Origin of the sequence: Bacillus sp. FJAT-27986, assembly GCF_001685035.1 — a bacterium.
Taxonomy (GTDB): Bacteria; Bacillota; Bacilli; order Bacillales; family Pradoshiaceae; genus Pradoshia.
In genome coordinates, this window is record NZ_MAYV01000001.1 from 881,441 (window position 1) to 894,395 (window position 12,955).

A 12,955-nucleotide genomic window follows, 5' to 3' on the forward strand; every position below is an offset into this window, starting at 1 on the left:
TGATAGCATGGGAAGGTAGCTTTTTAAAAAGGAGAACGACACATCATGGAAAAATTATTTAAATTGGATGCGCACGGTACTACCATAAAACGTGAAATCCTCGCTGGCTTTATTTCTTTTATCACCATTGTTTATATCGTAATTGTCAATTCCAAAATCCTATCAGAAGCCGGAATACCATATGACGCAGCTATGATTGGAACTATACTTACCTGTGTATTCGGTTGCATGATTATGGGACTTTGGAGTAATACTCCCATCATCGTCGTCCCGGGCATGGGAATTAACGCAATGTTCACATATACAATCGTTATCAATGGTAACTATAGCTGGCAGGAAGCACTTGGAATTGTTTTTCTTTCAGGTGTGCTTTTCATGCTTATTGCGTTCACACCGTTAGCTAAAAAAATTACTGAAGCAATCCCGCATTCCTTAAAAGCAGGAATTACAGTTGGGATTGGAATTTTATTAATGTTTATAGGGTTTGAGCAAAGCGGAATTATCGTTTCCTCACCTGAAACTATTGTTGCTCTTGGTGACTTAACAAATGCGGAAACCTTGTTAACCATTCTTGGTCTTATAATTACCTTTATTCTATTTACTCGTAATATTCCTGGAAATCTCCTAATCAGTGTCGCTATCATCACCATCCTGGCCATCTTTCTTGGAGTGGTAAACCTTGATGGGTTTGAATGGACTCAACCATCATTTAACTCGTATGGAGAAGTTTTTGGAGCCATGTCATTTACCAATATCTTCTCAATCGGTTTTCTGTTAACTTCTTTTTCAATGGCCATGGTTGTAACCTTTGAAAATATTGGTTTAATTCATGCGCATACCGCATCAATTAAGCAACCAGAAAAAAATAATAAAGCACTTAAAGCGAATGCTATATCTGTCCTGACATGCGGTATATTTGGATCTAGCCCAACTGTTGCCACTGTCGAAACAGCTGCTGGAATTACAGCAGGCGGACGTACCGGTTTAACTGCAGTGACTACAGGTTTGTTTTTTTTAGCTTCATTGTTTTTATTACCTATAATTAAAATCATTCCAAATGCAGCTATATCCCCTATTTTGATTTTAATTGGGGCATTAATGATTCAAAATATCGCAGAAATCGATTTAAATGACTTAACTGAAAGCTTCCCTGCTTTATTGGTAATTGTTTTAATACCATTGACATTCAGCATTGCCAACGGAATGGCTATTGGTTTCATAGCTTATCCATTAATTAAGCTATTTATAGGGAAAAAGCGCGATGTTTCAGTACCACTTTATATTATCGCTCTTTTATTTACGCTCAATTTTGTCTTTCAATATACTTCGATATAACAAAAAAACCGGACAGGTGTGAGATGGCTGTCCGGTTTTTTAATGTTAATTAAATTTTGAACGTTGGATAACTAAAATATGCGGTGGGACAGAACGAAAAAAGGCCAATTTACAATTAACATGTAAATTGGCCTTCGTTTATTCCGGAAAGTATGGATTTAAATGAATGAGCACTTCTTCAATATGGTCAAATTTCTCCTTTAGAGAGTTCTTAATCTCTCTTGATAGGTCATGACCTTCTTTAATTGTTTTATCTTGATCAATTGAGATACGAATATCCATTATTATGTAGTGACCGTGTTCTCTTGCCCTTATTCGGTCAATACGTCTGACTTCATCAAAACTAAGGATAACAGCCTCAAATTGCTCCATCATTTCCGGCTGTACATTGCGTTCGATTAGAATATGGAAGGCTTCTGTCAGCATTTCCCTTGCAATTTTGAAAATCAAATAGGCTACAAATATACTTGCCACTTTATCCCCATACAAGAGAAAGGTGATTCCTAATTGATCCCCAAGATAAGATAAAAGTATACCTATTGCTGCAGCCAATGATGCCACTATATCCGCCTGATGATCATATGCTACCGCTTCAATCGCTTTACTGTTTACCCGTTTACCGACATTCATGGAATAACGGAATAAGCATTCTTTCGCTACATAAGAAAATAAAGCAATCCAGAAGGCAATCATACTTGGGGTTTCAATAGGATGGAAAAATCCCGCTACACCTTCATACACAATATAAAGGGATACTAATAATAACAAGATTCCAATTACCCCGGAAACAATTACTTCAGCTTTGCCATGTCCGTATGGATGCTCAAGATCCGCAGGTTTATTTGAAACTTTAAGTACCAATAATACGATAACCGCTGCAAAAACATCTGCTGCTGAGTGTATCCCATCCGCGAATAAGGCATCACTGCTTGCGATTATTCCGATTACGATTTTTCCAACCGTAAGAATTATATTGCTCCAAATACTAATCCAGGCTACCCTTTTTGCCATTGACTCTCTAAGTTCCAAAATAATTCACCCCATACTTTTACACCTTTATGAAATAGTCCATACATTAGTGCAGAAAAATGTTATATCACTTTTTTATCGAACTGTACAGAACATGTTACCAAACAAATCAATTATGAACACAAAACAATATTTTATCTTTTTCACGAAAGAGACTCAACATATTTAGCTTACCCCAAAAAAAGAGATAGCTTTTGCTATCTTCAAAAGTATCTCTTTTTCCAAAATATTATAGTTGTAATGGATGATAACAATAGGGCAACACAAATAACACCTATAAACGCATACGGGTTATTTTGAAATGGTAAATTAACGTTCATCCCATATATACTTGCTACAATGGTCGGGAATGATAAAATAATTGTAATGGAAGTTAAAAATTTCATTACGATATTCAGGTTATTAGAAATAACTGAAGCAAATGTGTTCATCATACTCGTTAAAATGGAATGATACGTCTCAGCCATCTCAATCGCCTGGGTGTTTTCAATAATGACATCTTCTAAAAGATCCTTATCCTCTTCATACATTTTCAAATGATTCAACCGCAAAAGTTTTTGCAATACGATTTTATTGGATTTTAGCGATGTCGTAAAATACACCAAACTCTTTTCTAATGAAAGGAATGCATAGAGCTCTTCATTTTTCATAGATTGGTGTAATTCTTTTTCGATGTCATCTGTTTTACGATTGATTTGTTTTAAATATCTTAAGTAATAGCTAGAGATATTAAACAGTATTTGAAGAGCAAATCTTGTCTTTTTATACGTAAAAAATCCCTTCATTTTCTTACTCACAAAATCAGTAATAATGGGATTTTCAATGAGTGAGATTGTAATAAAGCATTCGTCCGTTACAATCAGACCAATTGGGAGAGTTTCATAAAGCGGGAATCCCCCATCATCATACGTAATGTATGGAAAGTCTACAATGATTAATATATGATTATCTTCTCTTTCAAGCCGAGACCTTTCTTCATCATCCAATGGGTCTTTAATGAAATCTTCCGGTATATCCAAACGATCCGAAATTAACTTGATTTCAGCTTCACTTGGCGCAACCATATTGACCCAGCACCCTTTTTTCAGTTCATCAATTTTCTGTAATTTACTATCTGTATCTGAGATATAATATTCTAACATTGATTTAACCTCCTCTCATTATGAGGAAGCAACAACTCTTTTTAATGGAATGACAATTATCTTTCCCCACCTTTTATAAAAAGCACTGTTGGTTTCCTCAGGCAAGCTCGTGTCTGGGTCACTCGAATCGTAGTTACTCAATAATTTCAACTCCTTTGAAGATAGTTTTGCCTCTTACATCTTATACCTAACATTCAAAGCTGTGCAATGGGAAATTAACTATTCATAAAAAGATTACCTTAGTCTGACTGTCATACTCCCTTTTTTTATAATAGCCTTTGCTCTTTCGTTCTCTAAAAAGACAATTAACCCCCTTACTTATCCCAACTGATTGGAAAAAGCATTTCTTACACCCTAAATAATAAAAAATAAAATCTACATAAAAACAAAGCATCCCCTTTTAATCTTAAGGGATGCTCTGATTGCGTATATCAATTACTTATTATTTCTATATTCTTTTTCTGTTCCGTCATTAAATGAAATATCTATATCAATCGCCTGATAATTATCATCTAATTCAAATGCTGAAATAACTTTGGATATAACATCATCCTGTGATGTATTAGAATCAATATCTAATTTTTTAAATATAGGATTTAAGCGGTCAACTGCATCATTACCATTTACTCGCTCATTATTTCGATCATCTTCAATCGAAGCTTCTACTCCATCGTTATCATTTTCGTAGCTAACCTCATAATCCTTATTATTTTCGTATTTCACTTCAAGATCAAAATCTCTAAAAGAATAAGCTGAATCATTTGTATTAGTACCCGTATTATTGTCTGTTGCTTGATTGTTTGCGTTGTTATTGTCTGTCGCTGTATCATTCGCATTGTTATTTTCTGTTGTTTGATTGTCATTTGCTTGATTATCTTTTTGTGCATCATCATTATTATTGCACCCTGCTGCAAATACTGTTAAAACGCACATACACATGATTAATGATAATTTCTTCATAATGTCTCCTCCTAAGTTTGTTATGTAACTGTTGTTTTAGTATTTCCCCACTTAGCTTCTAAATACACTATCTTTTCATATTTATAGTGATAATTATTTCATTATACTTACCGGGTAAAACCTATGATAAACTGCTTTTAAAGTTTAAAATGTTATATAGCGGGAGGATATATCTTGTATACATGGGTATAGAGAATTGTGGCACATAGAGCTAAAAGAGGAGGTTTATTGAATGATGTATACATATCGTAAAATAATCTTAGTGATTTGGATTATTTTCACATTGGTAATGGGATTCTTCGCTCTAAAAATGCCTGGTATTCTGCAAGGCAGCGGCTTTGAGATGGAAGAGTCCTCCTATGATAAAACAAATGAGCTATTAGAGGATCGGTTCGGCCAATCAGCCTCACCTTATATCATTTTATTTGAAAATAAGGATAATTTAGAGGAAAAGGATTTTAAACAAAAGATAAACTCAGTATTGAATGATGTGAAAAAAATCGACGGGTTTAGCTCAGTAGAATCCCCCTTAGAAAATGATTCACAATATAAAAAGGAGATTGCCTATGCCTCTATCTCTTTTGACGAAGACACACAAGAACCTGCAGATTATATTAAAGCTTTAAACCAAGAGATTGCTGGCCAGGATATATCCGCTTCTCTGACTGGTAGCCATGTCATTGAAGAAGATATGAGCAAAGCATCTCAAACTGATTTAAAAAATGCCGAAATGATTGGGATTCCAATCGCCATGATTGTATTGTTATTAGCTTTTGGAGGATTGGTTGCTGCTTCCATTCCCCTGATGACCGGGATTGTAGCCGTTGTATCCTCGATGGGGATTATTTATTTTATTGGTCAGAGTATTAATCTTTCCGTGTTTGTTTTAAATGTTGTTCCCATGATTGGGTTAGCAGTCAGCATTGATTTTGCCCTTCTCTACATCCATCGATTCAGAGAAGAACTGCAGCATCATGAAGTCAGTAAAGCCGTGAGCATTACAAACAAAACTGCCGGGAAAGCAATTGCTTTTTCTGGAACCTGTGTTGTTCTTGGTCTTGCAGGGATGTTTTTCATTAATATTGATATATTCCGAAGTATAGCTGTCGGCGGTATAGTCGCTGTTTTCATTTCTGTCATTTCTGCCCTTACCTTCCTGCCGGCCTTATTAGGCATTATCGGTAAAAACATTAACAAAGCTATGATTCTAAAAACTAAAGAAAACTCGGACAGTAAATGGAGAAGTTTCGCAAACTTCGTAATGAAACGCCCTATAATTATGGCCTTAGCCGCTTTACTCATTTTAATGATTGCAGCCACCCCTATTCGCAATATTGATTTAGAAATACCTAATGCTGATTCTTTGCCGGCTGACAGTCAAACAAGAATTGCATATGAAAAATTTGAAGACTCTTTCCTTCCAAGCAATCAGTCAAACGTACCGATTGTTTTAGAAACAAAAAATCAAGAGGACATATTATCAAAGGAATCCCTTGAGAACATAGAAGCATTTATAAATGAGCTTAAGGAAGATGAGCTTGTCGATCAAGTTGATTCAATATTTACGTATACAAACACAAACTCCGCTGAAGAGTTATATCAAACCTTACAATCTGATGCGGCTAGAGAAAAAATGGCTCCTGTCCTCGAAAAGCTAGTGAACGAAGATACAACCCACATAACGGTTAAACTCGATGCAGCATACAAAACCGCGAAAGCAAAAGATTGGGTTCGAGAGGCTGAGAATCAAGACATACATCCAGAGCTGACTCACACTATTGGCGGTCAGGCAAAATTCACACAAGAAATTTTTGATGAAATCCTGGAGCAGGTCCCAAAAGGTTTATTACTGATTATCGGGGCTACTTATTTGATTTTATTAGTTGCATTCCGGTCTGTACTCATTCCGGTGAAAGCTATTCTGATGAATATCCTTTCCCTTGGAGCTGCCTTTGGTATCATTGTATGGATTTTCCAGCACGGGAATTTAGGAGTTGATCCTAACCCAATTGCACTAATGATACCTATCTTAACCTTTGCAATTGTTTTTGGATTAAGTATGGATTATGAAGTTTTCTTAATCTCCCGTATCCAAGAGATTTATCTCGAAACTGGAGATAACGATAAAGCTACCCTTGAAGGCTTAACTACAACAAGCAAAATTATCACCTCGGCAGCCGCCATAATGATTGCTGTTACAGGTGCCTTTGCTTTTACAGATATTGTACCGGTAAAGCAAATCGGGGTTGGTGTGGCCTTAGCTATTTTTATAGATGCCACCCTTGTCCGTATGGTCCTTGTTCCTTCTCTAATGAAATTGCTGGGCAAATGGAATTGGTGGTTCCCTGGACAAAAAAGGGCGAAAAAAAGCAATAATTGATTGTATACCAAACTCGCATCCTCAATTGTTTTGGATTACACTTTAACTGAAGAGATTTATCAATTTGGAGGTGTTTGGCAATGAACAACCATGAAATTGATTACAAGATATACGGAGACGATATGCAATTTGTAGAAGTGGAATTAGATCCGAAAGAAACAGTCGTGGCCGAGGCCGGAAGCTTAATGATGATGGATGAGCAGATTCAAATGGAAACCATTTTCGGTGACGGTTCTTCTTCCCAATCTGGAATGATGGGCAAATTATTCAGTGCCGGAAAAAGAGTCCTGACTGGAGAAAGTTTATTTATGACCACCTTTACAAATGAAGGAACTCAAAAAAAGCATGTATCTTTTGCTTCTCCATATCCGGGAAAGATCGTTCCTTTGGATTTAAGTGAATTGGATGGAAAGGTAATCTGCCAGAAGGACTCCTTTTTAGCAGCTGCGAAGGGTGTATCAGTAGGTATAGAATTCCAGAAAAAAATTGGGGCTGGCTTTTTTGGCGGTGAGGGATTTATCATGCAAAAACTCGAGGGTGATGGGATGGCTTTCGTGCATGCCGGAGGGACATTACATCAAAAAGTATTAGCTCCAGGAGAAAAAATACGAGTAGATACCGGCTGTATCGTTGCAATGACCAGAAATGTCGATTACGATATTGAATTTGCCAAAGGTATTAAAACCGCGTTATTTGGCGGAGAGGGTCTGTTTTTTGCTACATTGCAGGGTCCTGGAACAGTCTGGGTTCAATCACTCCCCTTCAGCCGCCTTGCAAGCAGAGTGTTTTCCGCTATGCCGTCTAGAGGCGGGTCAAGCGATGAAGGCAGTGTAGCCAAAGGTCTTTTCGATATGTTTGGTGGAAAATAGAAGAATAGCAAATTAGTAGCCCAATAGAAAAGTCTATTGGGCTTTTTTTGTTTTATCCCCTATTCATTTGAATTATATGGTAATTTAAAGTAAAGGGAATATTTTCATAGTCTCTAATCCATAAATTGCTTCCAAAAAATACGCACTTCAATCCCTTTACAATCACGTTTTTAAGTCCTTATTTTCGGGACAACTCCTCTCCCACATAGGAGGTGTTATAACTTCTGTAATTTTACCTGTCATAATTCTTGAGCAAACCCGTTCTATAGCAATGGGTAGAGTAATCTCCATTAATTCCTTACTCTTTATCAGTATCCTTTCTTTTTTCAGTATCCTTGTTAATAGATTGAATCGTGTCTAACTTATCCTGCTTGTCGGTTTGGCTGTGAAACGATTCATATGGCTCTAAGTATAGCTATTTTAAAATCGTGTTTCTTACATTCCAGCACAATGAAGTTCGCATTTTTAATTAAATTAGGAAAGATGAAAACAGGAATAACATGTTATAATTATATTAATATAATAAATTTTCTGAAAGGTGATGCTATATGAGTATCTTGAATAAGTTTCACCATACCAACCCAACTGAAGAACTTTTATATAAAGCACTTAATGCTGATGAAAACACAGAAACGGATACAATTATTAAGCTTTTAGAAACCGCCCTGCAATCCATCTCGGGTAAAATGCCAAAGAGGGTCAGTAAAATGGTGTTTCCTGCTACAATCCTTTTGGCTGATCAATATATAAAAGTGAATAACCTGCAAAAAGCTAGAGATACATATGAAGCAGCCTTATCACTGGCTAAAACAGACATGGATAAAATGCGTGTTCATGAATCAATCGGGAAGATGAATTACTTACTTAATGATTTTGAAAAATCAGCAAGCCATTATCTTAAGTCCCTGCACTATGCCGCTAAGTACACACCTAAAGATGCGATAAAAAATGTCCACTCCCATTTATTGCATCAACTAGGTCACGTATTACTCGATAACCATCGTTCTGTTACGGAGGAACAAAAAAAGCAAGCTGATGAGTTTCAAAAATATTTACTGAATCAACCTAACTCCTATAACTTAACAAAATTAAATTTTTATCGGGATATTGGAATGGATTGGTGGAAAGAGTTTCATCTATTTAACCAGTAACTAAGTAAGACCGCGAATGACCATTTCCGGTCTTACTTCTTTTTATATCCATATAGTAATCAGTCATTTACTTCGCATCTATCACTAATAACCCTTATCCATTTTTATGGAATATTTTAGCTGACTGTTAAATTGAGTATAATAAGAGAACCTAGAAAAAAGCGAAGAAAGCTGGTTGTACTCGATGATTTTATTTGAAAAGGAATTTTGGAAATTTAATATGGTTGGCATTGTAAATACAATCAACTATTATATTTTGTATTTACTTTTTAAAGAAGTGTTTCAGATGAACTATATGACTGCCCATTTACTTGGTTTTTTTATCAGTATGATTGGCTCCTTTTATCTGAATTCCTATTTTACCTATCGAACGAAACCAACTTTAAAAAAATTCCTTCAATTCCCATTAACCTATGTCGTTAATATCTTAGTGTCCACGCTTGCCATTTATATTTTAGTCCAGTTGCTTTCCATACATGATAATATAGCACCTATAATCGCTACTATTATTGCGATTCCTTTTACCTTTTTACTCTCAAAAATGATTCTTGCAAAGGATTAATTTAATTCGGGATTAAGATTTGAAAGTATTGATCAACCTTGAAATAAAAAAATCCTATAAAAGCATATCATCACTGCTTTTATAGGATTTTATTTTTAGAAAGCATTAATGGTGGTGTGTATGGATAAATTTTGTATTTCTTGTATTTGCGCCTACCAGTAACAAGGAGTGGGTACTCATTTTCCCGCTTGGTAACTTCCTGACTCCATTCAAAAACATACCGTCGGTGATTGCCGTTGCAGAAAATAAACAATCATCTGTACGAATAATTTCATCCAGCTCGAAAATTTTAGTTGGATTTTCAATACCCATTTGTACACATCGGTTATATTCTTCCTGATTCATAGGAACTAGCTGCCCCTGAAAATCTCCTCCCAGACATTTTAGTGCAGTTGCAGTGATGACACCCTCTGGAGCTCCGCCTGTACCGACAAGCATATCAATATCCATTCCATCGATTCCAGTTGCTATAGCGCCCGTTATATCAACATCAGAGAATAACTTCAACTTCGCTCCCAGTTCGAGAACCTGTGCCATTAAAGTACTATGCCTGTCGCGGTCCTGAATCATAATGGTCAATTCTCTTACATCTTTTCCAAGGGCCTTCGCAACTGATTGCATATTCTCTTTTAAGGAGGCATTTATATTAATACATCCTTTTGCATTTGGCCCAACTGCGATCTTTTTCATATACATATCAGGAGCATGAAGCATGCTTCCACTTTTCGCAGCAGCCAACACAGCCATTGAATGATTTTTCCCTTTAGACATTAACGTAGTACCTTCCACCGGATCAACAGCTATATCAATTGCCGGACCGTTCCCATTTCCCAGCATTTCATTGATATAAAGCATTGGCGCTTCATCCATTTCTCCTTCACCAATTACGACTCTTCCACACATATCGATTGTATTTAAATGATGCCTCATAGCCCTTGTCCCTGCACCATCTGCTTCAATCTTATTTCCCTTTCCTATCCAGGGATATGAAGCAATAGCTGCCTGTTGAGTAACATGTAGCAGATCTTCTGCAATTTGCTGTACGGTGTGTTTCTTACTCGCATACTTGGTGAATTCCATAATCAACTTCCTTCGTTTAATAGTAAATTTCCCTATCCATTTTAGGGTTCATTTATACAAATAAACAAGTTTATAATTTTGGTAATAAACTATGCAGCCAGATAAGCATTTTAATTAGGAAAAAACAACTTTATTTACATGTAAAGATAAGGCTGTTTTCATAAACATTATTGCTAACGACTAATAAAAAAAGTAGACAGCTTTTTAACTGTCTACTAAGAAACCTGCACAATCAACTAATCCTAAAACACCTTCTAATTCCTAGAGTGGATGATGACCGTTTATGTAAACAACTTTAGCAAGATTTCTCACTCTCACAAACAAATTGCTCCAACTTCTGAATTGCTTCCACTACCCTCTCAGCTGTAACCAATCCAATTGACATTACATGAATCGACTCACCCGTAACTGTTGCTTTTTCAGCAACCTCAGCAATCAGCGCTTCCGTTATATCTTCCACACCTAAATCTGTTAAGGATAATGGAAGGCCCAACTCCTCATAAAACAGTCGAAGCTCTTCAATTTCTGTCCATTTGTCTTCCAGCACTAGCTGAACTAAAATGCCATATGCCACCTTATCACCATGCAAGGCGTGATGAGTTTCTTCAAGTACCGTTAAACCATTGTGAATCGAATGAGCGCCAGCAATTCGACCGTAATAATCACCATAGCCCCCAACCATGCCACCAAACATAATAATCGTTTCCACTACTTTGACGAAATCATCATTTACTTCCCCAGCCTTTGCAGCTTCAACAGCTCCACGGGCGAATTTTAGCAATAAATCCTTACATTCTCTTGCAGCAAAATGAGCAATTTGCAGTGGAACAGTCTTATTATCAATTACAACCATCTGTACATCCGCTTCGTACCATTTCGCAAGAGTATCTCCAATACCGGCAATTACCATTTCTATTGGAGCATCAACTAAAATTTGCGGCTCCACTAGCACCAGACTGGTACAAACCGGATATATATCATAACGAATGAAAGCTCCGGAATCATCATATATAACGCTTAAAGGCGTCCATGGCGAACAATTAGATGCCAATGTCGGAATGAGAATGGACTGCCTTTCAGTCGCATCGCAAACCGCCTTAACAAGATCGAGTATCTTTCCGCCTCCGACACCTATTACCGCATCCAATGAATGATGCTTGACCAGCTTAGTAACCGCCTCGATTTCGGCAAATGAGCACTCACCTCCGTACGTATATTCTTCCAATTCTACCTCTGCCATTTGCGGCCAATACGGCTTTACTGCCTCCCAGGACTTTTTGCCACGAACCACAAGAACTCTGCGGAGATTGCGTTCCAGCAGCTTAGCTTCCAATAAATCTAAAGCGTTATCTTTCAAAATATATTCACTTGGAGCACCATGAACTGAAAAAACAGTCATTTTCATCACTCATTTCTATTTGCTGTTAAAAACATTAATAAAGTGGGAAGTGTTATCTTTATATATTCTGTATGTCTAACCTTACACCCGCCATGCTCCTTCTATGGTTTTGTATTGTTTACGAATTAGTTGTTTAATCTAAGGGATATACAGCCTTAGTATTTATACATAAAACAAAGAGAGAACTGAGAACATTTTTTCTTATTATTTCATCCATTCAGGCTTGCCGAAGCCGACAAATTCTTCATCGATTATTTTTTCGAATTCATCAGATTCTACCACTGATAAAATATCCTTAGCTAGCTGTGAATCATCATTATTAGCCTTTACAGCCACTAAATTTCGATACGGATCAAGCATATTCTCAAGCGCTAATGCACTTAATAAGTCCATATCTGCAGCTAATGCGAAGTTTCCTGGTACTGCTGATAAATCTGCACTGTCAATAGATCGAGGTAGCTGTCCTGACTCTAGCGGCTGGAATTTTAAGTTTTTCTTGTTTTCGATTATGTCCTTTTCAGAAACTTTAAGGGGTTCTGCATTTTCATCTACTACAATTAATCCTTCATCTTGAAGTGTATTGAATGCGCGAGCTGCATTTACCGGATCATTCGGAATTGTAATCGTCGCTCCGTCCTTCACTTCATCCAAAGATTTATACGTGTTTGAATAAATACCCATCGGCGCAGTCGGTACTTTAATTAACCCTGTCAAATCCATGCTGTTCTCTTTTTCAAAGTTTTCCAAGTAAATAGTATGCTGAAAAAGGTTCGCATCAATATCTCCACCATCTAACGCTTTATTCGGTTGAATATAATCACTGAACTCCACCACTTCTACTTTGTATCCCAATTCTTCCAAGCCTGGCTTGATTGCTTTCGTTGCCATATCACTATAAGGACCAGAAGTAGCTCCAATTTTAATATCCTTTGACTCTGAGCTTGCATCCTCAATGCTTTCATTGCCGCTGCAAGCTGCCAATGTACCTACCACTAAGAATAAAATAAATGCTGTTAACCCCTTTTTCATGAAATAATTCCCCTTTTCT

General features: G+C 36.7%; 12 protein-coding genes. 5 read left to right on the forward strand and 7 right to left on the reverse strand.

Features of this window, described 5'->3' with window-relative positions:
• Positions 1-45 precede the first annotated feature (45 nt).
• Positions 46-1,335 carry an NCS2 family permease gene (locus A8L44_RS04255; protein ID WP_066101987.1) on the forward strand — a complete coding sequence of 430 codons (1,290 nt, stop codon included), beginning with the start codon at positions 46-48 and terminating at the stop codon, positions 1,333-1,335.
• Between the two features lie 138 nt (positions 1,336-1,473).
• On the opposite strand, the gene A8L44_RS04260 is transcribed toward A8L44_RS04255, so the two are convergent.
• From A8L44_RS04260 to A8L44_RS04270, 4 genes are all read right to left on the reverse strand, one after another.
• A complete protein-coding gene (locus A8L44_RS04260) occupies positions 1,474-2,367 on the reverse strand; it encodes a cation diffusion facilitator family transporter (protein WP_225983708.1) in 894 nt (297 codons plus the stop codon).
• Between the two features lie 200 nt (positions 2,368-2,567).
• Positions 2,568-3,506, reverse strand: a complete 939-nt coding sequence (locus A8L44_RS04265; RefSeq protein WP_066101990.1) for a magnesium transporter CorA family protein — start codon at positions 3,504-3,506, stop codon at positions 2,568-2,570.
• 18 nt (positions 3,507-3,524) lie between these two features.
• Positions 3,525-3,647, reverse strand: a complete 123-nt coding sequence (locus A8L44_RS19315) for a hypothetical protein (RefSeq protein ID WP_258187980.1) — start codon at positions 3,645-3,647, stop codon at positions 3,525-3,527.
• A gap of 294 nt (positions 3,648-3,941) precedes the next feature.
• Positions 3,942-4,466: a YusW family protein gene (locus tag A8L44_RS04270; RefSeq protein WP_066101994.1), complete on the reverse strand. Its 525-nt coding sequence runs from the start codon at positions 4,464-4,466 to the stop codon at positions 3,942-3,944.
• A 232-nt stretch (positions 4,467-4,698) separates the two neighbouring features.
• Here A8L44_RS04270 and A8L44_RS04275 point away from each other — a divergent pair, with 232 nt between their 5' ends.
• The 4 genes from A8L44_RS04275 to A8L44_RS04290 all read left to right on the forward strand — a co-directional run bounded on the left by A8L44_RS04275 (position 4,699) and on the right by A8L44_RS04290 (position 9,428).
• Complete coding sequence (locus A8L44_RS04275; protein ID WP_066101996.1) at positions 4,699-6,846, forward strand: MMPL family transporter; 2,148 nt, start codon at positions 4,699-4,701, stop codon at positions 6,844-6,846.
• 80 nt (positions 6,847-6,926) lie between these two features.
• Positions 6,927-7,715, forward strand: a complete 789-nt coding sequence (locus A8L44_RS04280; RefSeq protein WP_066101999.1) for a TIGR00266 family protein — start codon at positions 6,927-6,929, stop codon at positions 7,713-7,715.
• Positions 7,716-8,263: 548 nt separating this feature from the next.
• Complete coding sequence (locus A8L44_RS04285) at positions 8,264-8,866, forward strand: tetratricopeptide repeat protein (protein ID WP_066102001.1); 603 nt, start codon at positions 8,264-8,266, stop codon at positions 8,864-8,866.
• Between the two features lie 184 nt (positions 8,867-9,050).
• Positions 9,051-9,428 carry a GtrA family protein gene (locus A8L44_RS04290; RefSeq protein ID WP_066102005.1) on the forward strand — a complete coding sequence of 126 codons (378 nt, stop codon included), beginning with the start codon at positions 9,051-9,053 and terminating at the stop codon, positions 9,426-9,428.
• A 105-nt stretch (positions 9,429-9,533) separates the two neighbouring features.
• On the opposite strand, the gene glpX is transcribed toward A8L44_RS04290, so the two are convergent.
• From glpX to A8L44_RS04305, 3 genes are all read right to left on the reverse strand, one after another.
• Positions 9,534-10,508, reverse strand: coding sequence for a class II fructose-bisphosphatase (glpX, locus tag A8L44_RS04295; RefSeq protein ID WP_066102008.1), 975 nt, complete (start codon positions 10,506-10,508; stop codon positions 9,534-9,536).
• A 295-nt stretch (positions 10,509-10,803) separates the two neighbouring features.
• On the reverse strand, positions 10,804-11,907 hold the full coding sequence (locus A8L44_RS04300) for an iron-containing alcohol dehydrogenase family protein (RefSeq protein WP_066102011.1): 1,104 nt from the start codon (positions 11,905-11,907) through the stop codon (positions 10,804-10,806).
• Positions 11,908-12,111: 204 nt separating this feature from the next.
• The gene (locus tag A8L44_RS04305) at positions 12,112-12,936 is read right to left on the reverse strand and encodes a MetQ/NlpA family ABC transporter substrate-binding protein (protein ID WP_077247973.1); all 825 of its coding nucleotides are present in this window, start codon (positions 12,934-12,936) and stop codon (positions 12,112-12,114) included.
• Between the last annotated feature and the right edge of the window lie 19 nt (positions 12,937-12,955).